The 24257-nt window shown below is 46.1% G+C and carries 24 protein-coding genes and 5 tRNA genes; 6 read left to right on the forward strand and 23 right to left on the reverse strand.

What is annotated here, in order from left to right:
• Positions 1-6 precede the first annotated feature (6 nt).
• From rpoC to CGRAC_RS08310, 15 genes are all read right to left on the reverse strand, one after another.
• Positions 7-4521 (reverse strand): DNA-directed RNA polymerase subunit beta', encoded by a 4515-nt coding sequence (gene rpoC, locus CGRAC_RS08240; protein WP_005872617.1) that lies wholly within the window; start codon positions 4519-4521, stop codon positions 7-9.
• The gene (gene rpoB / locus CGRAC_RS08245; protein ID WP_040304276.1) at positions 4518-8654 is read right to left on the reverse strand and encodes a DNA-directed RNA polymerase subunit beta; all 4137 of its coding nucleotides are present in this window, start codon (positions 8652-8654) and stop codon (positions 4518-4520) included. Before rpoB ends, rpoC begins: the two co-directional genes overlap by 4 nt.
• A 90-nt stretch (positions 8655-8744) precedes the next feature.
• Positions 8745-9125: a 50S ribosomal protein L7/L12 gene (rplL, locus tag CGRAC_RS08250; protein WP_005872623.1), complete on the reverse strand. Its 381-nt coding sequence runs from the start codon at positions 9123-9125 to the stop codon at positions 8745-8747.
• Between the two features lie 20 nt (positions 9126-9145).
• Positions 9146-9625, reverse strand: a complete 480-nt coding sequence (gene rplJ / locus CGRAC_RS08255) for a 50S ribosomal protein L10 (RefSeq protein ID WP_005872625.1) — start codon at positions 9623-9625, stop codon at positions 9146-9148.
• Positions 9626-9738: 113 nt separating this feature from the next.
• Positions 9739-10440, reverse strand: a complete 702-nt coding sequence (gene rplA / locus CGRAC_RS08260; protein ID WP_005872627.1) for a 50S ribosomal protein L1 — start codon at positions 10438-10440, stop codon at positions 9739-9741.
• A 56-nt stretch (positions 10441-10496) separates the two neighbouring features.
• Complete coding sequence (rplK, locus tag CGRAC_RS08265) at positions 10497-10922, reverse strand: 50S ribosomal protein L11 (protein ID WP_005872629.1); 426 nt, start codon at positions 10920-10922, stop codon at positions 10497-10499.
• A 20-nt stretch (positions 10923-10942) separates the two neighbouring features.
• Positions 10943-11473, reverse strand: a complete 531-nt coding sequence (gene nusG, locus CGRAC_RS08270) for a transcription termination/antitermination protein NusG (protein ID WP_005872631.1) — start codon at positions 11471-11473, stop codon at positions 10943-10945.
• A gap of 14 nt (positions 11474-11487) precedes the next feature.
• On the reverse strand, positions 11488-11661 hold the full coding sequence (gene secE, locus CGRAC_RS08275) for a preprotein translocase subunit SecE (protein WP_005872632.1): 174 nt from the start codon (positions 11659-11661) through the stop codon (positions 11488-11490).
• A gap of 12 nt (positions 11662-11673) precedes the next feature.
• A tRNA-Trp gene (locus CGRAC_RS08280) sits at positions 11674-11749 on the reverse strand.
• Between the two features lie 7 nt (positions 11750-11756).
• On the reverse strand, positions 11757-11930 hold the full coding sequence (rpmG, locus tag CGRAC_RS08285; RefSeq protein WP_005872634.1) for a 50S ribosomal protein L33: 174 nt from the start codon (positions 11928-11930) through the stop codon (positions 11757-11759).
• 56 nt (positions 11931-11986) lie between these two features.
• The gene (gene tuf / locus CGRAC_RS08290; protein WP_040304280.1) at positions 11987-13186 is read right to left on the reverse strand and encodes an elongation factor Tu; all 1200 of its coding nucleotides are present in this window, start codon (positions 13184-13186) and stop codon (positions 11987-11989) included.
• 56 nt (positions 13187-13242) lie between these two features.
• Positions 13243-13317 (reverse strand) — tRNA-Thr (locus CGRAC_RS08295).
• Between the two features lie 113 nt (positions 13318-13430).
• Positions 13431-13507 (reverse strand) — tRNA-Gly (locus CGRAC_RS08300).
• A 12-nt stretch (positions 13508-13519) separates the two neighbouring features.
• A tRNA-Tyr gene (locus CGRAC_RS08305) sits at positions 13520-13604 on the reverse strand.
• Positions 13605-13640: 36 nt separating this feature from the next.
• Positions 13641-13716: transfer RNA gene (locus CGRAC_RS08310), tRNA-Thr, on the reverse strand.
• A 126-nt stretch (positions 13717-13842) separates the two neighbouring features.
• On the opposite strand from CGRAC_RS08310, the gene CGRAC_RS08315 reads away from it, so the two are divergent.
• The gene (locus CGRAC_RS08315; RefSeq protein ID WP_040304281.1) at positions 13843-14055 is read left to right on the forward strand and encodes a hypothetical protein; all 213 of its coding nucleotides are present in this window, start codon (positions 13843-13845) and stop codon (positions 14053-14055) included.
• Positions 14056-14671: 616 nt separating this feature from the next.
• Here the strand turns inward: CGRAC_RS08315 and CGRAC_RS08320 are convergent.
• From CGRAC_RS08320 to hemB, 7 genes are read right to left on the reverse strand one after another with little or no spacing between them, the layout of a single operon-like run.
• A complete protein-coding gene (locus CGRAC_RS08320; protein ID WP_005872644.1) occupies positions 14672-15976 on the reverse strand; it encodes a (Fe-S)-binding protein in 1305 nt (434 codons plus the stop codon).
• Positions 15977-15987: 11 nt separating this feature from the next.
• Positions 15988-17352 (reverse strand): oxygen-independent coproporphyrinogen III oxidase, encoded by a 1365-nt coding sequence (gene hemN / locus CGRAC_RS08325; protein WP_050346334.1) that lies wholly within the window; start codon positions 17350-17352, stop codon positions 15988-15990.
• A complete protein-coding gene (locus CGRAC_RS08330) occupies positions 17345-17827 on the reverse strand; it encodes a DUF2603 domain-containing protein (protein WP_005872648.1) in 483 nt (160 codons plus the stop codon). The genes hemN and CGRAC_RS08330 overlap by 8 nt, the downstream gene beginning before the upstream one ends.
• Positions 17828-17841: 14 nt before the next feature.
• Positions 17842-18765: an ornithine carbamoyltransferase gene (gene argF / locus CGRAC_RS08335; RefSeq protein WP_005872650.1), complete on the reverse strand. Its 924-nt coding sequence runs from the start codon at positions 18763-18765 to the stop codon at positions 17842-17844.
• Complete coding sequence (locus CGRAC_RS08340) at positions 18762-19154, reverse strand: type II toxin-antitoxin system death-on-curing family toxin (protein WP_005872652.1); 393 nt, start codon at positions 19152-19154, stop codon at positions 18762-18764. The genes argF and CGRAC_RS08340 overlap by 4 nt, the downstream gene beginning before the upstream one ends.
• A gap of 10 nt (positions 19155-19164) precedes the next feature.
• Entirely contained in the window at positions 19165-19380 is a 216-nt protein-coding gene (locus CGRAC_RS08345; RefSeq protein WP_005872654.1) for a hypothetical protein, read from the reverse strand.
• A gap of 2 nt (positions 19381-19382) precedes the next feature.
• On the reverse strand, positions 19383-20357 hold the full coding sequence (gene hemB, locus CGRAC_RS08350) for a porphobilinogen synthase (RefSeq protein WP_005872656.1): 975 nt from the start codon (positions 20355-20357) through the stop codon (positions 19383-19385).
• Between the two features lie 63 nt (positions 20358-20420).
• Here hemB and ribA point away from each other — a divergent pair, with 63 nt between their 5' ends.
• Genes ribA through CGRAC_RS08370 form a run of 4 tightly spaced genes read left to right on the forward strand, consistent with a single transcriptional unit; the run spans position 20421 to position 22301 of the window.
• Entirely contained in the window at positions 20421-20981 is a 561-nt protein-coding gene (gene ribA / locus CGRAC_RS08355; RefSeq protein ID WP_005872658.1) for a GTP cyclohydrolase II, read from the forward strand.
• Positions 20978-21556, forward strand: a complete 579-nt coding sequence (gene rsmG, locus CGRAC_RS08360) for a 16S rRNA (guanine(527)-N(7))-methyltransferase RsmG (protein WP_005872659.1) — start codon at positions 20978-20980, stop codon at positions 21554-21556. Before ribA ends, rsmG begins: the two co-directional genes overlap by 4 nt.
• The gene (locus tag CGRAC_RS08365; RefSeq protein ID WP_005872661.1) at positions 21556-21762 is read left to right on the forward strand and encodes a hypothetical protein; all 207 of its coding nucleotides are present in this window, start codon (positions 21556-21558) and stop codon (positions 21760-21762) included. The genes rsmG and CGRAC_RS08365 overlap by 1 nt, the downstream gene beginning before the upstream one ends.
• On the forward strand, positions 21759-22301 hold the full coding sequence (locus tag CGRAC_RS08370; protein ID WP_005872664.1) for a hypothetical protein: 543 nt from the start codon (positions 21759-21761) through the stop codon (positions 22299-22301). The genes CGRAC_RS08365 and CGRAC_RS08370 overlap by 4 nt, the downstream gene beginning before the upstream one ends.
• Before the next feature lie 254 nt (positions 22302-22555).
• On the opposite strand, the gene CGRAC_RS12010 is transcribed toward CGRAC_RS08370, so the two are convergent.
• The gene (locus tag CGRAC_RS12010; RefSeq protein ID WP_005872666.1) at positions 22556-22720 is read right to left on the reverse strand and encodes a hypothetical protein; all 165 of its coding nucleotides are present in this window, start codon (positions 22718-22720) and stop codon (positions 22556-22558) included.
• 150 nt (positions 22721-22870) lie between these two features.
• Here CGRAC_RS12010 and CGRAC_RS08375 point away from each other — a divergent pair, with 150 nt between their 5' ends.
• Positions 22871-24073, forward strand: coding sequence for a chloride channel protein (locus tag CGRAC_RS08375; RefSeq protein WP_005872669.1), 1203 nt, complete (start codon positions 22871-22873; stop codon positions 24071-24073).
• Positions 24074-24257: the final 184 nt, after the last annotated feature.

Here is a 24257-nt window from a genome sequence, read left to right on the forward strand (position 1 = left end):
CCTAAATTATTTTTTAAGTTTAACTTCCTTATCTTTATACAGACCGGTTCCGACCGGAATTATGCGACCTAGGATGACGTTTTCTTTTAAGTCCTCCAATCGGTCAAATTTACCCGCAATGCTAGCCTCCGTTAAAACCTTCGTAGTCTCTTGGAAAGACGCTGCCGAAATGACGCTATCGCTTCCTACTGCGGCGCGAGTTACGCCCAGCAGTACGGACTCAGCGATCGCAGGTTCACCACCAATTTTCATAATGCGCTCGTTTTCTTCTCTAAATCTGCGGCGGCTAATGAGATCACCGACGATTAGCTGAGTATCGCCGCTATCGACAATTCGGACCTGGCGGAGCATCTGAGATACGATAATCTCGATATGTTTGTCGCTAATGACGACGCCTTGAGAGCGATAAACCTGTTGAATTTCGCTTATCAGATAATAATGCAGCGCCTTTTCGCCTAAAATTCTAAGCACGTCGTGCGAGCTGATAACTCCGTCGGTAAGCTTCTCTCCCGCGTGGACGAACTCGCCGTTTCGCACCTGGATCTGGCGACTCTTATCGATTAGATACTCGGCACTCGTTCCGTCTTCGCCCTCGATTACAATGCGCTCTTTTGCACGTAGCGCCTTATCAAAGCGGACGGTTCCGTCGATGTCTGCGATAATCGCAGTATTTTTTGGACGGCGCGCCTCAAATAGCTCCGATACGCGCGGCAAACCGCCAGTGATATCTTTTGATTTCGCAGCAGCTTTCGGCGTCCTAGCCAAAATATCTGCAATCGCTACCTGATCGCCCTTGTCCGTAAAAATCGCAGTCTTCGGCCCTAGATTATATTTGATAGGCTCTCCCTTGCTAGGAGTTACGATGATAGCCGGTTTGACGCCCTGAGGTAGATACTCGTTGATAACTAAACGGCTTTGACCTGTAGTCTCGTCATATTGCTCCGTAGCGGTATATCCAGGCTCGATATCCTCAAAGCTGATCTTACCCTCACACTCTGCAGCTACCGGGATGGAATACGGATCCCACTCCGCAATGATCAATCGATCGTCTTTTTTAGGCTTAGCTATAAGATCATCGCTTTTTACGACGCTATTATCATCATAGGTAATGACAGATTCGCGCGGTATATAGTGGCGGATCGCCTCTCTGCCGTTTTCATCGGAGATGACTACGTACATACCTTTCTCACTTACGACGTGACCTTTTTTGATATCTCTTAACCTCTCTAAATAATCGCCCTTTAGGATGAAATACTTAAGCGTACCATTTGCTCCCGCTTTGATCTTTTGGGTTACCGGCTCGCCGTCTTTAACGCGAAGTTCGCTGGCAAACGGAATTCGAGTAGGGATATTCCAGTCTTCTTTTATAACTTCTACTAAACTATCATTTTCTCCAACGGTTTCGCCGTCTTTAAATACGATGTAGAATTTCCCCTCAACTTTACCACTTACGCCCGCAAGCTCGGTAGGCTTGGCTAGATCATGGCGGCGGATGGTATATTTAAATTCTTCCTTCTTGCCCTTTAGCGTGATATTCACATCATCGTGGGTTATATCGATGCTTACTTTGCCGGTAATTGGGGCTTTGATCTTAGGCTCGACCAAAAGCACCGCGGCATTTCTGCGGTTCATCACGATATTTTTGCCGCCGTTTTCGTAGGTCTTTACGTTGTAATATCTGATAAAGCCCTCTTTATCGGCGATTACTTGGCGATCTTGCTGCTCGGTAGATGCGGTACCGCCGGCGTGGAAGGTTCGTAGCGTAAGCTGCGTGCCCGGCTCGCCGATTGATTGCGCCGATATGATACCGACCGCTTCACCCGGTTTTACCAGCTTGCCCTCGCCTAAATTTACACCGTAGCACTTTGCACAAACCCCTTTTTCAGCCTTACACGTAATAGGCGTACGGATGCTTACGGATTTGATGCCGGCATCGACTATGGTGCGTACCTCATTAACGCCTAGAAGCATACCTTCGGTGAATAAAATTTCATTCGACACCGGATCAATTACATCCGAGCTTAGCACCCTACCCATAATCCTATCGGCTAGGCTTTCGATCTGAGTTCCGTTTTCTACGATCTCGGTAACCTCGATACCCTCGTGCGTACCGCAGTCATGCATCGTAATCCTGACATTTTGCGCAACATCGATCAGCTTTCGCGTTAGATATCCCGCATTTGCGGTCTTAAGCGCCGTATCGGCAAGACCTTTACGAGCGCCGTGGGTCGAGATGAAGTACTCGTTTACATTCAGACCCTCTCTAAAATTTGAAGTAATCGGCGTCTCGATGATCGAGCCGTCCGGCTTACTCATCAGGCCTCTCATACCCGCTAGCTGTTTGATCTGCTCCGCGCTACCTCGCGCGCCGCTATCCGCCATCATATAGATCGAGTTAAAGCCGTCCTTATCCTTCTCCATCATCTTCATCATCTCATCGGCTAGCTTCTTGCTGGTGCTGGTCCAGATGTCGATCGTTTTGTTATAGCGCTCGCCGTCGGTTAGCAAGCCTGCGCCGTATTGATTCTGAACCTCTCGCACCTGCTTTTTAGCCTCTTCGACAAGACCAGGCTTGGACTTTGGCACGATGATATCCGAAACGGAGATCGAAACGCCCGCTTTAGTCGCGGATTCAAAGCCTAAATTTTTAAGATTATCCAAAAATTCCGCGCTTATCTCAAGGCCGCCGTTTTTATAGACGTAATCGACAAGCTCGGCAATATCCTTCTTCTTCATGATCTTATTCCAAAGATGATCCGGAATAAAGCTAGGCAGGATCGATTTGATGATCAAGCGCCCCGCGGTCGTAAAGATAATGCGGCGATCGATCATCGTTTTGATTTTGGCGTGGATATCTAGCGCGTTTGCCTCTACGGCGAGCATTACTTCATCAACGTTTGCAAAAATTTTATTTGTTCCTTTTGCGCCCGGCTTTTCGAGGCTTAGATAATAAATTCCTAAAACCATATCCTGGCTAGGCACCGCGACTGGCTTTCCGCTCGCAGGAAGCAAGATGTTCATCGAGCTAAGCATTAAAATTTTACATTCCGCGATCGCCTCTTGGCTAAGCGGCACGTGCACCGCCATCTGATCGCCGTCGAAGTCCGCGTTAAACGCGGCGCAGACTAGCGGATGCAGTCTGATCGCCTTGCCCTCGACGAGCACCGGATGAAACGCTTGAATAGACATCTTATGAAGCGTCGGCGCGCGGTTTAGCATGACCGGGTGATCTTTAACGACCTCCTCCAAGCACTCCCAAACTTCATTGATCCTATTTTCAATCATCTTTTTAGCCTGCTTAACGGTCGTTGCATAGCCCTTCTCTTGCAGGCGAGCGATTAGATGCGGCTTGAATAACTCAAGCGCCATCGTCTTAGGCAGACCGCACTGATCCATGCGTAAATTTGGACCTACGACGATGACGGAGCGGCCCGAAAAATCCACGCGCTTGCCAAGTAAATTTTGACGGAAGCGACCTTGTTTACCCTTAATGATCTCGCTTAGGGATTTAAGCGGTCGCTTATTGGCGCCCTTTACGGCATTGGCACGACGTCCGTTGTCAAAAAGCGCATCCACCGCCTCTTGAAGCATTCGTTTTTCATTGCGGATGATGATCTCGGGCGCGTCGAGCTCCATCAGCCTTTTAAGTCTAGAATTTCGATTTATGACGCGGCGATATAGATCATTTACGTCAGAAACTGCGAATTTTCCGCCCTCAAGGCTTACAAGCGGACGCAGATCTGCAGGTAGCACGGGCAGATTTGTAATCATCATCCACTCGGGCTTATTGCCGGAATTTAAAAAGCTCTCGACAACCTTTAGGCGCTTGACGATAGTTTTTTTCTTCGCTTCGGAGTTTGTATTAGCCATCTCCTCTTTCAAAGAATTTAAAATTTCAACTAAATCAAGCTCGGCTAGCATATCGCGGATCACCTGACCGCCCATTTTGGCGACGAAGCCCGTCTGCGAAAAACGCTCTTTTAGGCTCTGATACTGCTCCTCATTTAAAACATCGTATTTCTCGACCTTTTTAGAATTTTCGTTATCGTAAAACGCCTCGCCTGCACTTTCTACGATATACGCCTCATAGTAAAGCACGCGCTCAAGATCTTTCATCTTGATATTTAGCAGCGTACCGATGCGGCTAGGCAAGGAATTTACGTACCAAATATGTGCTACCGGCGTTACTAGCTCAATATGCCCCATTCTAGTACGGCGAACCTTCGAGCTCGTGATCTCGACGCCGCACTTTTCGCATTTCCAGCCCTTATAACGCATCTTTTTATATTTACCGCAGATGCACTCATAATCTCTTACGGGGCCGAAAATTTTAGCGCAAAAAAGTCCGTCGCGCTCCGGCTTAAGCGTGCGGTAATTGATGGTTTCGGGCTTTTTGACCTCGCCGTGGCTCCAAGCCTTGATCTGCTCGGGACTAGCAAGCCTGATAGCAAACGCGTCGAAGTCGTGAACTCTGGCGTCCTCTTTTATTTCTATTCTTTCTAAATTTGAATTATCGCTCATTTATTCTCTCCATTCTCGTAAATTTCAACGTCTAGAGCAAGCGATTTAAGCTCGTTTGTTAAAACAAAAAATGTCTCAGGAATCCCTGTAGACGGAACGTTCTCGCCTTTTGTCAGCGCCTTATACGCAGCCAAGCGTCCGTCGACGTCGTCGGATTTGATCGTTAGCATTTCGCGAAGCGTGTATGCCGCGCCGTATGCCTCCAGAGCCCAAACTTCCATCTCTCCAAATCTTTGACCGCCGAATAGCGCCTTGCCGCCGACCGGCTGCTGCGTGACTAGGCTGTAAGGACCGGTACTTCTTGCGTGAACCTTCTCGTCGACTAGGTGGTGCAGCTTAAGATAATACATGCAGCCCACGTTTACGCGCTCTTTGATCTTTTCGCCGGTACGGCCGTCGTAAAGCTCGGTCTTGCCGTCCTGATCAATGCCCGCCATTTCAAATAGCTTTTTGAAATCCTCCGGCACGATGCCTTCAAATATCGGAGCGGAAAATCTCACTCCTTTCGCCCAATCTCTAGCGTATTTTAAAAGATCTTCGTCGCTGATCTTTTCAAGAGTTTTTTTAGCTTGCATTAGTTTGGAAACGCCTGCGATCTCAATCATTTTGGCGCGAAGGGTTTTTATCCATTCGCCCGTTTTCTCCTCTAAAATTTTAGCGATCTGCTCGCCCAAACGCCAGCCCACAAGACCTAAGTGGCTCTCCATTATCTGACCGATATTCATACGGCTTGGAACGCCGAGAGGATTTAGCACGATATCTACGCGCTGTCCGCTAGGTAGATACGGCATATCGACTTCAGGAACTATGTTTGAGACGATACCCTTGTTTCCGTGGCGACCCGCCATCTTATCGCCCACTTTTAGCTTGCGCTTGGTCGCGATATAGACCTTTACGAGCTTAACGACGCCGCTTGGCAAGATATCGTCTTTTTCTAAAATTTCTATCTTTTCGTCGTGCTCCTCTTTGAGCTTGCGCTTTTCGTTTTGGAAGTGGTTTTTTAGCTCTTCGTATTCCTTCTGAACAGCTTTAGAATAAGCCTTGACAAAGGAATTTAACGTAAAGCGGTTGGAGCTTTCAAGCTCCTCTTTTTTAACCTTATCGCCCTTTTTATAATCTTTTTTATTTAGGCTTTGATCGCTTTGCAAAGCGCTTTTTGAAAGAAGCGCCACTACCTTTAACATCTCTTCTCGATCGAGCATCAAAAGCCTATCGTGATGCTCCCTTTCGAGCTCGGTTTTTTCATCTTCATAGGCTTTGTTCGTGCGTGGATCCTTCTCGTAGCCCTTTTTGGTAAAAATTTTAACGTCGATCACCACGCCTTCCATAGAGGCGGTCGCGTAGAGAGATTTATTTACCACATGCCCCGCCTTCTCGCCAAAGATAGCGCGCAAAAGCCTCTCTTCGGGCGTCGGTTTGACCTCGCCCTTCGGAGTTACCTTGCCTACCAAGATCATGCCGGGCTTTACGTGAGTACCGATCTTTACGATACCGCTATCATCGAGGTGGGTAAGCTCCTCCTCTTTGATGTTAGGGATGTCGCGAGTGATCTCCTCCACGCCGTCTTTTAGCTCTCTGGCCTCGATCTCTTTTTCATAAACATGCACGCTGGTGTATTCGTCGGCACGAATCATCTTTTCGCTCATGACGACGGCATCCTCGTAATTGTAACCATGCCACGGCATGAAAGCTATGAGGGCATTTTTACCGATCGCAAGCTCGCCGCCGTCCATGCTAGGGCCGTCGGCTATGATTTGACCTGCCTTTATCACGTCGCCTTTTCGCACGATAGGGCGCTGTGAAAAGGTAGTGTTTTGGTTGGTGCGTAAATTTTTCTCCATCGAGTAGTGATCGATAAACGGTCCCTTCTCGTCCTCGCCCAAAATAAAGATATTTTTATTATCGACCTTTTCTACGACGCCGTCGCGATTAGCTTTGATCGCTTCCCACGAATCTCGTGCGATTATCGCTTCCATGCCCGTTCCAACGATAGGGGCGGTGGAGTGTAGAAGCGGCACGGCTTGGCGCTGCATGTTCGAGCCCATAAGCGCGCGGTTAGCATCGTCGTGTTCCAAAAACGGAATCAGCGATGCCGCTACGCCCGCGACCATACCAGAGCAAAGATCAATCAGCGAAATATCCTCGCGCTTAGCCATGATATTTTCGCCGTCTTTTCTAACCTCCAAAAGCTCTTCTACGATATTGCCCTCTTCGTCCAATTTAGCGGATGCTGGAGCGATTACGAGTCCCTCTTCCTGCGTAGCGGTAAGATAGACGATCTCGTCGGTGACCTTGCCGTTTACGACTTTTTTATAGGGAGCCTCGACGAAGCCCAGATCATTTACTTTCGCATAGGTCGCCAGAGTGTTGATCAGACCGATATTTTGGCCCTCCGGCGTCTCGATAGGGCAAATTCTACCGTAGTGCGTAGGATGGACATCGCGCACCTCAAAGCCGGCGCGCTCTTTAACTAAACCGCCCTCGCCCAGCGCAGATAGACGACGCTTATGCGTAACCTCGCTAAGCGGGTTGGTCTGATCCATAAACTGGCTTAGCTGACCGCCGGTGAAAAATTCCATAAGCGTAGTGGTGATGATTTTAGGGTTTACAAAATCATACGGCATAAGTTCGTCTAAATTTCCGCTAATGCCGGTAAATTTATCCTTGATCGCCTTTTGAACCTTGATAAAGCCAAGGTGCATCTCGTTTGCCAAAAGCTCGCCGATCGAGCGGATGCGGCGGTTACCGAGATTATCGCGATCGTCGATGAAACCGTCGCCGTTTTTGACCCTGATTAGGTATTTTGCGGTTTTGATAATATCCTCGCTGCTTAGTACGGTTACGTACTCCGGCGCCTCGATACCTAGCTTGTGGTTCATCTTCATACGACCCACTTTGGTTAGATCGTAGCGCTCTGGATTGAAAAACAGATCGTTTACGAAGCTCTTTGCCGCCTCTTTTACCACCGGCTCGCCTGGGCGCATTACTTTGTAAATTCTAATCGCAGCCAGATCGTTCTCGTCGTCTATGCCTTCGCTTTGCTGCAAGAGCTTAAGCGCGTCGGCGTCCTGGATGAAAGAATTTATGATCGAAGTATCTACGCCGCTAGCTAGGTCGTTGGCGATCGTAAATTTTTTCTCGGTGTTAGCGATCTTGGCTAACTTGCCCTCATCAAGCGCGGTTAGTGAATCAAAAAGCACTTCGCCGCTGTTTTTATCGACGATGGCGTCGGCTAGGTAGCGCTCGGCTAAAATTTCAGCCGGATACTCGATGAGTTTTAGTCCGTCCTCTGCTAGCTTCTCCGCTTTTTTGACTGTTAGGCGCTTGCTTGCTTGATGAAGCACTTCGCCCTTTTCGCTTATAATGTCGTAATCGAGCCTGCCCGCGTATTCTTTCGGATCAAAATCGGTTAGGAATTTTCCTTTTTTAATATAGATCGTCTTAATAGGATAAAATAATTTTATTATGTCTTGTTTTTTGTAACCGAGTGCGCGAAATAGGATCGTAATCGGAACCTTGCGCCTTTTATTTATGCGTACGTATAGTACGTCTTTTACGTCGTATTCGAAGTATAGCCAGCTGCCGCGATCAGGTATTATTTGAGCGGTGTAGATAAGTTTATTTAGCACGGTCGGGCTCTCTTCCTCTTTGAAGATTACGCCCGGGCTTCTGTGCAGCTGATTTACGACGACGCGCTCGACGCCGTTAATGATAAATGAAATTCTATCGGTCATTAGAGGAATGTCGCGAATGAATATATCTTGCTCTTTGATCTCTTTTACGCCGATTTTTTTGCCCGTCTTTTCATCGCGCTCATGCACTAGCAAGCGGAGCTTCATCTTTAAATTTACCGAATAAGTAAGACCTCTCTCCATGCATTCTCTAATCGAATACTTTGGCTTTGAAATTTCGCTACTTACGTATTCAATACTTAATCTATTCTGTGCGTCGTGGATAGGAAAAATGGCTTTGAAAACCTTCTCTATGCCGCTTTCTCCACCCGAGTTATCAAGATTTAAAAAATGATCAAAACTTTTCTTTTGTAGTTGTAATAAATTCGGAATTTCGATGTCTTTGGGAACCTTTGAAAAATCCACCCTAAGACGATTTCCTGAATATAGGCTGTTTAACATTCCACTACCTCGTAGTTGTATTTTAAAGAAAGAAGTGCCGATACGACGCACCGGCACACATTTGTATGCGAAATTTTAAAATTCCGCGATTTATTTGAGTTCGACTTTAGCGCCTGCTTCTTCAAGCTCTTTTTTAGCCTTCTCGGCGTCTTCTTTGTTAAGTCCTTCTTTAAGAACGGACGGAGTAGCTTCGGTAGCGTCTTTGGCTTCTTTTAGACCAAGACCTGTTAGGGCGCGAACAACTTTAATTACGTTGATTTTCTTATCGCCCGCATCAAGCAATACGACGTCGAATTCTGTTTTCTCTTCAGCCGCTGCCGCGCCTGCGCCGCCAGCGGCTGCGCCGCCGGCTACCATAACCGGAGCTGCGCTTACGCCGAATTTTTCTTCGAATTCTTTAACTAACTCGCTAAGCTCTAGCACCGAAAGATTAGAGATATACTCTAAAACATCTTCTTTTGAAATTGCCATTTTATTCTCCTAAATTTTAATTAAGCGCTAGCTTCTTTTTTCTGCTTAAGCGCATTGAGGCCGATCGTAAAATTTTGAATCGGCGCATTCCATACTTGAAGTAACATCGCGATAAGCTCGTCTCTCGAAGGCATCTTCGAAAGCGCTCTAACCTTATCTACGCCGGCTACTTCCCCATCGATATGAGCGATCTTAAGCTTAAAAATTTCATTTTTCTCTTCAAATTTAGCCGCTACTTTACATACAGAAAGCTGCTCGCCCCATAAGAAGATATTGGTATCTTTAAAGCTAAGTCCGTTTTTTTCGGCATTTTTTAAAGCGATATTGGCTAGGGTATTTTTGATAACCCGAACCTTTACGCCCGCTTCGCGCGCGCTATTTCTAAGATCTTCAAGCTGCTTAACGCTAAGGCCTTTAAAATCGGAAATTACTATAGCTTCGCTAGCTTTGAAAGCCTCGCCAAGCTCCGCTACTATCTTTGATTTTTCGTCTCTCGTCATTAGGTCTCCTTTCCGATCGGTGATTTCAAGCCAAGCGATCGAAATTTTAAAATTTCGATCAATTAAGTTAAAAACCTTGAGCTATCTCCAATCTAAGATAAAAATTTAAAATTTTATTTTAAATCGATTATTTCTTGATTATCCAGTGTAACTGCAGGGCTCATAGTAAGTGAAAGCGATGCATGAGTTACGTATCTGCCCTTCGCAGTCGCTGGCTTATGCTTATTTATGGTTTTAATAAACGTCGTAAGATTGTCTAAAAGCTGCTCTTTGCTAAAGCTAGCCTTGCCAAGGCCTGCGTGGATATTTCCCTGCTTATCGACGCGGAAGTTTACCTGTCCGCCCTTAGCATTTTTAACGGCTTGAGCGACATCCATAGTAACGGTACCGGTTTTAGGGTTCGGCATAACGCCTTTTGGACCGAGAATACGACCTACCTTACCGACTAGTCCCATTAAATTTGGAGTGGCGATAAGAACATCGAAATTTATATTTCCTTTTTGAATCTCTTCAATCAGATCATCGGCACCCACGATATCGGCACCCGCTTCGCTAGCCTCGCTAGCCTTTGCGTCTTTTGCAATCACGGCTACTCGAACGCTTTTGCCCGTACCGGCAGGTAAAACGACCGAGCCGCGCACCATCTGATCGGCATGTCTTGGATCTACGTTTAGTTTAAGAGCGATCTCCACCGTCTCATCAAATTTAGCAGAAGCTAGAGCTTTTACCGTGCTTACCGCTTCGTCTACGCTATAAATTTTATTTACGTCAACTTTTTTTAAAAGTTCGTTGAATCTTTTTGAATTTTTTGGCATATATTTCTCCGCAATTAAAGTGCTACCGCTTTTTTAAACCTTAGCGGTCAAAAGGTCTAGTCAGTGACCGTAATACCCATAGAACGAGCCGAACCCGCTATAATCCTAGCCGCCTGCTCTCTATCTTTGGTATTCAGATCGGCGATCTTTTTCTCGACGATCTCTAAAACTTGAGCCTTAGTTAAGGACGCTACCTTCTTTTTAAGAGGGTTATCCGAACCTTTATCTATCTTCGCCGCTTTTTTAATCAAATCCGTCGCAGGCGGTTGCTTAGTGATGAAAGTAAAGCTTTTATCGGCATAAACCGTGATGATAACAGGAATGTTAAAGCCCGCCATATCTTTAGTTCGCTCGTTAAACGCTTTGCAAAATTCCATAATGTTAACGCCCTTTTGACCTAGCGCAGGACCTACTGGCGGGCTTGGATTTGCTTTTGCGGCCGCTATTTGCAGCTTGATTTCGCCAACAACTTTCTTAGCCATAAATTTACTCCTTATAAAATTTAAATAATCTTTTCAACTTGCGAGTATGAAATTTCAATCGGCGTGCTTCGTCCAAAGATCGAAACATTGAGGCGAAGTTTGCCGTGGATCATATCATACTCTTCTACGATGCCGTTGAAATTAGCAAAAGGCCCGTCGATGATCCTAACCGTCTCGCCCTCATCGAAATTAATCTTGGGCTTAGGAGCCTCGCGATTATTGATCTTTTCTAGAATTATTTCGATATCTTTTTCCGGTAACGCAGAGGGCTTTTTCGCCTCGCCGATAAAGCGACTGACCTTCGGCAACATCTGAATTCTATGCCATAAAGTAGTATCCAGATCTAAATTTGCAAAACAATACCCTGGATATAAGCTACGCTCTTTAATGGTTTGCTTTGTATTTTTGACCTCTATAACATCTTCGGTAGGCACTAGCACTTCGCCGATCTTAGCCTCAAGCGCTTCATCTTGCTTTAGCGCTTCTATCGCACGCTTTACCGCCATCTCGCTGCCAGCGTAAGTTTGTATCGCATACCATTTATTTGCCATATTGCGATCCTTACTTAGGCCGTTATCAAAGCGGACATAATAAGATCCACTAACGCTAAAAACAGTGCGATAACTACGACTACGACCACCACAGAGATATATGCTGTTTTAGTCTGATCTTTAGTCGGGAAAATTACCTTATCTAACTCTACTTTTGCTTGTTTATAATACTCTTTTACTTTTTCCATACCCAATCCTCGTGGCAGGGCAAGAGGGATTCGAACCCCCAACCATCGGATTTGGAATCCGGCGCTCTACCGTTGGAGCTATTGCCCTATAACAATTAGCCTTTTAACTTGACTTCTTTATGAAGCGTGTGCTTTTTTAATCTAGGGCAATATTTTTTAAGTTCTAGTTTTTCGGTCGTAGTTTTGCTATTTTTATAAGTAGTATAGTTAATATCGCCACTTTCGGAGCATTTTAATCCGACCTTTACTCTACTTGAATTCTTTGCCATTTGGTTTCCTTGAATAAAAAAAGCAAGTGGAATTTTAAAATTCCACTTGCAAAAAATTAAGCGATGATTTTCGAAACGACGCCTGAACCTACGGTATGACCGCCTTCGCGAATCGCGAAGCGAGTACCTTGCTCAAGAGCGATCGGAGCGATTAGCTCAACGGTGATTTTAACGTTGTCGCCCGGCATAACCATCTCGGTTCCTTCAGGAAGAGTAATCGAACCGGTAACATCTGTCGTACGAACGTAAAACTGCGGTCTATAATTATTAAAGAATGGAGTATGGCGTCCGCCTTCTTCTTTAGTTAGGATATAAACCTCGCCCTCAAATTTAGTATGAGGAGTGATCGATTTTGGTTTGCATAAAACCATACCGCGCTCTACTTCCTCTTTCTTAGTACCGCGCAATAAAACACCTACATTATCGCCGGCTTCACCTTGATCCATCTCTTTTCTAAACATCTCAACGCCAGTGACGGTAGTAGTCTGAGTAGGTTTAATACCTACGATCTCGATAGTATCACCAACTTTAACGATACCTTTTTCGATTCTACCGGTTACAACGGTACCGCGACCGGAAATCGAGAAAATATCTTCGATCGGAAGAAGGAAATCTTTATCAGTATCGCGAACAGGAGTTGGAATATAGCTATCAACCGCGTCCATAAGCTCCATAATCTTTGCAGACCATTCGCCGTCTTGTCCGGCCTTAGCTTCCTCAAGAGCCTTAAGAGCAGAACCCTTAATGATTGGGGTTTCGTCGCCAGGGAATTTATACTCTTTTAAAAGATCTCTAACTTCCTCTTCAACTAACTCTAAAAGATCCGGATCATCGACCATATCGGTTTTGTTTAGGAAAACTACGATGTATGGAACGCCTACTTGACGAGAAAGCAAGATATGCTCGCGAGTTTGAGGCATAGGACCATCCGCAGCAGAAACAACTAAAATAGCGCCGTCCATCTGAGCCGCACCGGTAATCATATTTTTTACGTAGTCGGCGTGACCAGGGCAGTCAACGTGAGCATAGTGACGTTTCTCGGTCTCATATTCGATGTGAGACGTAGCGATAGTAATACCGCGCTCTTTTTCCTCTGGAGCGTTATCGATATTGTCGTAGTCTTTTAGCTCAGCTAGACCCTTTCTGGAAAGAACAGCAGAAATAGCAGCTGTCAAAGTAGTCTTACCATGGTCAACGTGACCGATGGTACCAATGTTTACGTGTGGCTTGTTACGATTAAATTTTTCTTTAGCCATCATATCCTCCGTTATTGATTTGTGGATTACACAACAAACTAAGCGACTCTATTTTATGGAGCTCATAGCGGGACTTGAACCCGCGACCTCTTCCTTACCAAGGAAGTGCTCTACCTCTGAGCCATATGAGCCTAAACTCAGGCAAAGAGAAATCGCTACCAATACCCAACAATGCAACCAAAATTTAGATTATGTAAGCATATAAAAGCAGTTAAGTTTTACAGCTCCCAGTAAACCTAAATGGTGGAGCGGGAAACGGGGCTCGAACCCGCGACCCTCAGCTTGGAAGGCTGATGCTCTAGCCAACTGAGCTAATCCCGCATCAAAAATTCATGGTGGTGAGACGTGGATTCGAACCACGGAAGGCAAAGCCAGCAGATTTACAGTCTGCCCTCGTTGGCCACTTGAGTATCTCACCCTTTGATGAAATCTGGTCAAACACTGTTACAAAAAATGGAGCTGGTGGACGGGATCGAACCGCCGACCCACTGCTTACAAGGCAGTAGCTCTACCAGCTGAGCTACACCAGCATTTTGAAATCGAAGTGGCAATTATAACCGAAAAATCCCCAATTGTCAAGGCTAAAACAGCCTATTTTAAAATTTCATAAAATTTCTGCTATAATGCGCCCGATTTTAAATTTTAAGGAATTTTATATGAAAATCGTACCTTGGATCATAATAGTTTTTATGATTTATTTGATTTATTATTTTATCTCCCGCTCCGAAAAGCGTCTAAATACCCTTGAAAAGCGCCTAAATAAGATAGAAGAAAACTTAAGCGAGCTAAAAAAGGCTACCGAAGCCAACAGACTCTTGATCGAAGAAGCAAAGCTGGACTCTGAAGATGACGCAAAAGAGCAAGAATAAAATTAAATTTAAATCCATGATCTTGCTAGCTTAGCCTTTTTGCCAAATATCTCGTGCTGAAAATTACGAATATATTTTATACGCACTTTGGCATTTTGAAAGAAATTTTGCCGCAATGTCGGAACCGAAAAGCACAAAAAACCCACGCGTAGCTAATCCTTAAATTTTGCGAAATTTAAAATTCGCGCTTTAAGCCTGCTGCGCCAAGCAAATCCACGTGAATTAATAAATCAAAATTCCAGCCATTAGCCGCAAATTCCATAGAATTTCAAATAATGCCACATAAAATTAAAATTTTGCCAAAATCCATCCCTCAATTCAACTTCTTAAAATTTTGCGCAAATCCCTCAGCTAAAATTATAAACTACAAAATTTTAGTATTTAAAATCATATTAATCAACCCCACCGCAGCAGCAAAGCTTATGGGTTCCACCGCACGCCACTTCAGGCTGATATATCAGAAAGCTCAAAAGTGTAGACCATAACCTCTGCAAGCTAATGATAAAATTTCATCATAATTTTTAAAAACCAAAATTTAAAAAGCACGGAATTTTGTCCCAGGATTTGAATTGAGTAAAAAGCCGGCGAAATGCAGGAATTTCACAAATGTTAAATTTTATCCATTGGAATTTTTCTCACTCATAAGCGCCTCAGCGATGAGCTCCAGCGGATTTACGCACCTAATCTGCGAGCCGCTTAAAGAAAGCGAATTATTTAGCTGCATCCTACACGCACTGCACTCGGCAGAAACTACGCGCACAGGCAGATCTGCCATTGCACGCGCCTTAGCTAATCCCACTGCGCGCGCGAGCTCGTAGCGCTCGGTTTGCATCGTTACGCCGCCAAATCCGCAGCATTTATTAGGCTCATCCATCTCGGTTATTTCGTAGTTTTGAGCGAGCAAGCCGCGCGGTTCTTTCCAAATACCCTGCATTTTGCGGGCATGGCACGGATCGTGATAAGTAATCGCTAAAGCCCTTTTGCCGCGGCGCATCAAAAGATCACTTAAGTTTGTAAATTTATAAAAGTATTCGCTGGCCATAAAAATTTTACTCGCAAGCTTTTGCGCACGGGCTTTCCATTGCGGCTCGTTTTCAAAAAAATGCGCGTAATCCACCCGCAGCATTGCAGAGCACGTAGCCTCGGGCACTATAATCGCATCAAGAGCAGGCAGAGCTTTTTCGAAATATGCTATATTAAATTTTGCCACGCGTTCAACCGCCGCAAAATCTCCCGTAAAATACGCAGGAGCGCCGCAACAGGCTTGTTCCTTCATCAAATTTACGTTTAGCTTTAGCGCTCGCGCGATATGTAAAACCGCCTCGCCTACGCCCGTGTAAGCGTAGTTTGCCATGCAGCCTATAAAAATTCCGATAGTTTTTTCGCCGCCGTTGTCGATAAATTCTGCGTGCGAGTTCATAAAGCTCTTTTTCGCAGGAGCAGGCAACAAGCGCTCTTTTTTAAGTATTGGTAAGCCAAATCTAGGCGACATAGAGCTTTGCGTATCTTTTCGCATCTTAAAGCCACAGCTAAAAAACACGTATCCAAGCGCTGCTGCTAGATCCAGCGCTTTGCGGTGCCCGAGCAGCCAAAACGCAGCTTTTTTGTACCACGCGATACCAAATTTCTCCGCAATGTGCGCGCGAATATTCTCGATTGCCGTATCTATGGGCAAAGATTCGCCGCAAATATCTACGCAGATGGTGCATAAAAAGCAGCTTTCAAAAATTTTCTTAGCGTTTTTATCAAGCTTTAGCTCATTCCTGCCGTAAGCGCCCAAAAGATCCACAAATCCGCGCGGGCTCGTTACTTCATCGCCGTTAATGCCATGAATCGTGCAGATTTGGATACATTTACCACATTTTACGCAACGCTCGCTAAGTGCCGCAAAATCGAACGCTCCAAGCTTTGCCCTACTCATAGCCGCGCCGCTTAAACGGTTTTAGAAAAGCGCTTCTCGCCCAAATTTTTAACCATATACTCATCAAAACACATCGCGATATTGCGAATCAAAAGCGTGCCGGTAGGCGTTACCGAAATTCTATGCGGCGAGACTTGCACGAAATCCTTTAGCGCCTCAAGCTGCTTTAAGCTCACATCAAAGTGCTCGAAAAATTTTATCTTAAATTTCTCCTCGATCGCCTCTATATCGACGCAAAAATTACTCATCAGCCCCATAATCACCTCTTTGCGCAGTAGATCCTCTTCATTTAGCAAAACGCCCCTGCAATACGGCAGCCTGCCTGCATCTATCGCGGCTTCATACGCGTCCATATCTTTGAAATTTTGCGCGTAGTGGCGCGCACCTTCGCCGATGCTAGTTAGCCCGATGCCGATCAGATCGGCGCCGCCCTTGGTCGTATAGCCCTGGAAATTGCGGTGTAGTGAGCCGTTTTTAAGCGCGGCATGAAGCTCGTCCGCGGGCTTTGAGTAGTGATCCATGCCAATCATCTCATATCCGTTTGCACTCAAAAAATCATGGGTAAATTTTAAAATTTCAAGCTTTACTTTGGGTTCTGGCAGTGTCGTCTCGTCAAATTTACGCATAGATTTTTTGATCCACGGCACGTGCGCGTAATTAAATATCGCAAAGCGGTCCGGATCAAGCGAAAGCGCAAGTTCCAGTGTGCGCTTAAAGCTAGCTAGGCTCTGATACGGAAGGCCGTAGATCAGATCCATATTTATCGATTTTATCCCCCTCTCTCGCGCCATGGCTATGACGTCCCTCGTAAGCTCGAAAGGCTGGATGCGATGGATCTCCTTTTGCACGCGCTCGTCGAAGTCCTGCACGCCGTAGCTTATGCGGTTAAAGCCGTTTGAAACGAGCACGTCAAGCTGCTCGGCGTTTAAAAACCGCGGATCGATCTCGCAGCTGATTTCGGCTTCAGAGCTAAAATTTGTAAAATATTTTTTGATATTTTTTATGTGGCGCGCGAGCTGTTCGGCGCTAAAATATGTAGGCGTGCCGCCGCCGAAGTGCATCTGCACGACCTGGCGCGAGCCGTCCACGACGCCGCTTAAAATTTGCATTTCGCGCTCGATATAGTCCAAATACCGATCCATCTTGTCGCGCTTGCCCGTGTAGATTACGTTGCAGCCGCAAAAATAACAGGCGGAGCGGCAAAACGGCATGTGAAAGTAAAGCGACAGCGGCGTGGAGCTTTTCTGATTTTTCAGCTCATTTAAATACCCGTCGTAGCTAAAGCTTTCGCTAAATTCCAAAGCAGTCGGATAGCTAGTATAGCGAGGCCCCGGGCGCGAAAATTTCGCGTAAGCGTCGAAGTCTATGCTATTCACGGCCGCCCGCCTTGGTTTTGATAAGCTCTTCGATATCAATGAAAAGGTTTGGATGCAAACTTTTTACGCGCGAGACGACGGCATCGACGTCTAAGCTTAATCTTTTCGCACTCGGATTTGCGCCCGTAAGCCTTCTGATCTCGTCCATACACACGATCCACGCGTCGCCGAAATCCACCGGCGTATGCTGCAAAATCGAGCGCTCAAGCTTGAGATTAAAATTTTCCTGCATCGCGTTTTTGGTCGCGGCAATGAGATTTGCAAGCGATTTTATCGAGATCATCGTGTGCACTTCGTTATTTTCGTCGATGCCGAACCACGGCTCCTCGTCGCTCCACGAGCCGCTTTTCAGAGTGAGTTTTTTCTCATTATCCTCGCCCTGCGAAATTTCAAAAACCGTCCTTTTCGAGCTATCCAGCCCGAAAAATTCGCTCGCTTTGTCGATCTTTTTTAGCGCCTTATCTTTTTCTTCCATGCGTTCTCCTAAATTTATCTTTTTCGATCCAGCCAGACCATAACGCCCTTTTGCGCGTGCAGGCGATTTTCCGCCTCTGCAAAAATTTCATCCGCGTGCGCTTCAAACACGGCCTCGCTCACCTCGTATCCGCGGTACGCCGGCAGGCAGTGCAAAAAGATCGCGCCGCTACCGGCTAGAGCCATTAAGCTTTCGTCCACGCAAAAACCCGCAAAGTCGCGAATTCTTTGCTCTTTTTCGGCTTCTTGCCCCATCGAAACCCAAGTATCGGTCGTCACGACGTTTGCGCCCGCTACGGCTTCTTTTATATCGTTCGTTATTAAAATTTTAGCGCCTGAAATTTTAGCATTTTCTTGCGCCTGCGCTAGTATTTGCGGATCAGCCTCGTAGCCTTTCGGCGTCGCTATTCGCAGCTCAAAGCCAAGCTTAGAGGCAAGCATCAGCCACGAGTGAGCCATATTGTTGCCGTCGCCCACGTACGCGGCTTTTATTTTTGGAGTTTCAATACCGCGCTCCACGATCGTCATCAGATCCGCCATTAGCTGCACGGGATGAAATTTATCGCTTAGCCCGTTTATCACCGGCACGCAGCTAAATTCCGCGAGCTGCATTAGCGTCTCGTGGCGATTTACGCGCGCCATGATTAGATCGCACATTCGCGAAATCACGCGCGCGGTGTCTTTGATCGGCTCGCCTCGCCCGAGCTGGATGTCGCGACTGCTCAAAAACAGCGCGTGTCCACCCAGCTCGTTCATCCCTACGTCAAAGCTAACGCGCGTCCTGGTCGAGCTTTTTTCAAATATCATCGCTAATTTTTGATCTTTTAAATACGGCTTGAAATTTCGCGCTTTGGCTTCTTTTTTAATCTCAAAGGCTAAATTTAAAATTTCGATTATCTCGTCTTTGCTAAAATCGTTTAACGTAAGAAAGTGCCTCATATCGCTCCTTTATCTTTTATAAATTTACTAAAAAATTCTTTTAAATCACCTTTCGTCATATCGCCCGCAGCCACCTTTACGACTATGTCCTCCATCGCCGCATAAAATTCCTCGTCGTCCAAAATTATAGAATTTGCCGACAAAAACATATCAGCTAGCAAAATCGCCGTCCTTTTATTGCCGTCGGTAAAAGGATGAAATTTTATGCACGAATGCGTCAAATGCGCGAGTTTATCCGCCATAGTAGGATAATACAGATCGTTTTTTATATTCTGCAACGCAGACGATAAATAGCTAAGCGAAGTTTTATTATAACCCTTGCTTCCGCCTATTTTTTCTAGCATTTTATCGTGGATAAAAATAGCCTGATGCAGCGTTAAATATTTCATTTGTCTTTTTTCATTTATCTTTTAAGCGCTCAAAAACGGCCCTATTGCTCGGCTTATCTAATTTCGCAATAATGGCGCTCGAAAGCTCGCCAAAATTCTCTATACACTCATCTTTATTTTCAGATAAAATTTTAGCTTCAAATTTCATCTTTTTTGCCAGCTTCATTACGGCATCCAAGACGGCCTCCATTTCATTGCTTTTAATTTCGAGTGCTATTTTATTCATCGCTAGCCCCTGTTTAAAATTTCCGCGATCTCTTTGGCGTGATAGGTGATGATCATATCGGCACCCGCGCGCCTTATGCCTATCATCGTCTCCATCATCACGCGTTCATAATCGATCACGCCCGCCTTCTTGCCCGCCTGCAAAAGCGAGTATTCGCCGCTTACGTTATACGCGCAAATCGGCAGCAGCGTGCGCTCTCGCAGATCTCTGATTAGATCCAGATACGCAAGCGCGGGCTTCATCATCAAGATATCCGCTCCCTGCGCCTCATCTTGCAGGCTTTCGTTGATCGCCTCAAATCTATTTGCGGGATCCATCTGGTAGCTGCTGCGATCGCCAAAACTCGGTGCGCTCTCCGCCACGTCGCGAAACGGCCCGTAGTAGCCGCTGGCAAACTTGCTCGAATACGCCATAATCGGTAAATTTTCAAATCCGCCGCGATCAAGCGTCTCTCGCAGAGTTGAGATAATACCGTCCATCATGCCGCTAGGCGCGATCATGTCTGCGCCCGCTTTGGCGTGGATGAGCGCTTGCTGCGCGGAAATTTCAAGCGTCGCGTCGTTATCCACCGTCTGATGCACATGATCGATGATGCCGCAGTGCCCGTGGTCGGTGTATTCGCAAAAGCACAGATCGGTGATTACTAATAAATTTGGAAATTTAGCCTTTATCGCGCGCAGAGAAGTCGCGATGATACCGTCCTCGCTTAGCGCGTCCGAGCCGATGCTGTCCTTTAGCGACGGAATTCCGAAAAGCAAAATTTTATCCAAACCGAGCGATATGAGGGCTTCGCACTCTTTTAAAATTTCATCCAAGCTCATCTGAAATACGCCGGGCATCGAGGCGATCTCCTTTTTGATGCCGCTCCCTTCTACTACAAAAAGCGGATAGATTAGAAAGCGGGTTTGCAGATCGGTTTGTCGCACCAGATCCCTGAGCACGGGGTTTATTCGTAGGCGTCTAAATCGTTTAAACATTATTTTTCCTTTTTTAGCTAGAATTGTGAGATTTATAATATCACAATCGGAGTAAATTTAAGCATGGATATAAAAATTTCAGAGGTCGCAAATCTCCCCTCTCGCTTCGGAAGCTTCCGCGTTCAGTCGTTTAAGCAAGGCGAGAAAGAGCATTTAGTGATATTTAAGCAACCTTTGGAGGGCATTGTAAACGTGAGGATCCACTCGGAGTGCCTTACCGGCGATGCGATCGGCAGCCTAAAGTGCGACTGCGGCGAACAGCTCGAAGCAAGCCTAAAATATATCGAAGCACGCGGCGGCATGGTGATCTATCTGCGTCAAGAGGGGCGCAATATCGGGCTTTTTAATAAAATCAACGCCTACGCACTGCAAGATCAGGGCCTCGATACGATCGAAGCAAATCATCAGCTCGGCTTCAAAGCAGACGAGCGTACCTACGAGATCGTGGATTTCATACTCGCTCATTTTGGAATTTCACGCATAAATCTGCTTACGAACAACCCGCAAAAGCTACACGATCTAAAAGTCGAAGTGGTCGCGCGCGTGCCGATAATCATCACGCCTAATAAATTTAACGAAAACTATCTGCGCGTCAAAAAAGAGCAGATGGGGCATCTGCTGTGAAGCTTGCGCCGGGCGAACATTTTAACGAGCAGGTAGCTAAATTTAAAGCCTGCCTGCAAAAATTTAACCGCGTCCATAGCCTAACGAATTACGACGATTTGGACGCGGTGGTGTGCGACAGCCTAAGCGGAGTGAATTTCATACCGCGCTATCCGCGCATCGCGTGCGACATCGGCTCGGGAGCCGGCTTTCCCGGGATATTTTTGGCGCTTGCGATGCCGCTGTGCGAGTGGCATCTGTTTGAGCCAAATCAAAAAAAAGCGGCGTTTCTAACCTATGCAAAGGTTAGCCTTGCTCTAACTAACGTAAAAATCCACGCCGAGCGCGTGCAAGACGGCGCAAAGCTACGCGCCGATCTGATAAGCTCGCGAGCGCTAATGAGCGCGCAAAGCTTAATTGAAATTTGCCGCGGCTTTTACAATCAAAACACTACGTTTTTGCTCTACAAAGGCTCGGGCGCAGAGGCGGAAGCGGCAGAATTCCGCAAGGAATTTACGAGCGCGCGCTGCGAAATTTTTAGCGGCGAAAACGCTTTGAAAAATAGAAAATTTTTAGTAATCAAAGGGGTGAAATAATGGGAAAAATTCTAGCCGTCGCCGTTATCGCGGCGCTCATATATTTTTTGATAGTGCCTAGATTTCGCATAAAGAAAAAGGACGATGCGACCGAGCTTTTGGCGTGCGACGAGTGCGGGACGTACTTTAGCAGCGACGAGCTTGCTCTGCGCGACAAAAAGCGCCTTTGCAAATCCTGCGAAGCCAAACTAAGGGGCGGCAAATGATCATCCTAGGCCACGCGCTCGTGCCCTACGAGCCGCTGTATCTCATCAAAAACGGCGACGAAGTTTTCAAATACGACAATCTGCTCTTTAAATTTAACGACAGGCTCATCGCCGCGGCGCAAAAGGCGCAGAAAAAATTTAGCGTTATTACGAACGATATAAATGAAATTTTGCTCGCAAATGGCGCAGGCGCGCGCTTCATCGTCGTGGATAAAAAATCTGCCGCGGTCGCACAAAAGCTAGCAAACGATTATCTTTTTGACGCCAAGATCGCGATGTTTATCGGTTCTGCGCGGGCGTTAAAAGCTCTAGCCGAGCTCGGAATCGATGCGGCGATCTTTAAAGACGCGATCGCAAACGCGCCTAAATCGCTACTTGCAAGCATCGGTGACAGCGTGGGTTCGAAATTTCACTTCGGGCTTCCGAAAAAAGATGAAATTTTCGGCGGCGCGCAAAAGCTCGCGGATAAAATTTCGGCTCTGGATAAAAAGCTAAGCGCGCCCGCAGCCGGCAAAAATGACGATATCTGGAAAAAATAGCAAAATCCTAAGCGAATTTATTCGCGGGCGTAAAATCCCTATGACTCACACAAATTAAAATTTCGCGTAAAATTTTGCCCAGTCACGCAACTTAGAATTTCACGCGAAATTTCGCCTCTTACGCAGATCGGAATTCTACGCGGAATTTTGCCCTCTTTCGTAAATTAGAATTCTGCGCGAAATCCCACGCGTCCTCTGCAAAATTTTCTCGCTTACTCAATTTAAAATTTTACCCGCTCGGATAGATTTAAATTTTACGTAGAATTTCGCCTGTCCTCGCGGCAAGAAATTTCAAATAAAATTTTATCCTCCCGCGCGATGCGAAATTTTACTAAATTTTCTACGCGCGATATAAAATCTACGTAAATTTTACTCGCGTAATTAGCGTAAATAAAATTCTGCCTCTGCCTACGCTTCATAGAATTTCGCGTAAAATTTACCCGCAGAGATGATATAAATTCTTAGCCATTATTTTAAAATTTACTCGCGTTTTAGCTACTTTTATATGCACGGTAAGGATTTTTTAAAGCTAAAATTTTATATAATTATGCGTTTCAAAAAGGCATATTTTGAGTACTAAATTCTTTCTAGCGATCCTTGCGATAGGCGTTATAATGGGGCTTTGCGCGGGGCTTTTAAACTTCGGTATCAACGAAATTGAAACTTTTGCTTTCGGACATAATGATGAGGAATTTCACATTGTCACGGAGCAAACAACCGAGCTTAGGCGCTTTCTTAGCGTCCTCGCAGCCGGCGCAATCGTAACTTTAATTAGAATTCTGCTAATAAGACTAAAACCTTTTTTAAACGTATCTTCAATGATGGAGGGGCGAAATCCGCCGTTTTGGCAAAATTTAATCCACTCGGTTTTGCAGCTTGCAGCCATCGCCATGGGCGCACCGGTAGGCAGTGAGGCTGCTCCGCGCGAGTTAGGTGGCTTGTTTGCGGCTAAAATTTGCCGCGCCTTAAATATCAGCGGAGATGAGCTTCGGCTATTTGTCGCATGCGGCGCGGGAGCGGGACTAGGTGCTGTATATAACGTCCCGCTAGCGGGCGCGCTTTTTAGCCTAGAAATTTTGCTTAAAAGCTTCGATACTCGAGCGATTTTGTGCGCCTTTGCCACAAGCGCGGTGGCTACAGCTACAGCGGAATTCGGAGCTTCAAAAGAAATTTATTACGCAGTTTCGAACTTCGCTCCTACCCCACAGAATTTAATCGCAGCGGCGATAATCGGGCTTGTCACGGGGGTCGCAGCAAAATACTTTCAAGACGGAGTGCGCCTGTGCGAAAAGTGGCGCATAAAAAGCCTCAAAATCGCGCTTACACTGCCATTTGCATTCTTGCTTACCGCAGCGATCGGCGCATACGTACCTGAAATTTTAGGTAACGGGCGCTCTGCAGCGCAGTTTGCTTTCAACTCCGCATCCTTTAGTCCATATTTGCTTGCGATCTTGCTTTGCAAAGCGTTTTGCATTCTGATGATCTTTCGCTGCGGCGGATACGGCGGCACGCTCACACCGAGTTTCGCGCTGGGCGCAGTTTTGGGGCTATGCGTGGGGTTTGCGATCGGCGAAATTCTGCCTATTAACCTAAGCGCAGCGGGCGTTTGCGGAGGGGCTGCCTTTTTAGCGATCAACTTAAACGCGCCGCTTTGTGCCTTTGCCCTAAGCGCAGGATTTTGCGGGCTAAATCTCAACTCATATTCGGTCGTCGTTTTTAGCATCGTATGCGCCGTGATCGCTAGAAATCTACTGACAAAAAATTTAGCGTAGTCTCGGCGCTGATAATTCATACGCTGCAAACATAAATCGATGGGCGCGACGATGATGGTCTGAGAACCTATCGTCGCGCATAGACTGAGCGCAGTAGGTTGCATCATTGGGCTAGGGCGGAGCCGTAAGGATATGCGTCTAAGCTGATCGTTGGTAAATTTAAGATAAAATTTCGCCACTTTAA

It is taken from the genome of Campylobacter gracilis (assembly GCF_001190745.1).
Taxonomy (GTDB): domain Bacteria; phylum Campylobacterota; class Campylobacteria; order Campylobacterales; family Campylobacteraceae; genus Campylobacter_B; species Campylobacter_B gracilis.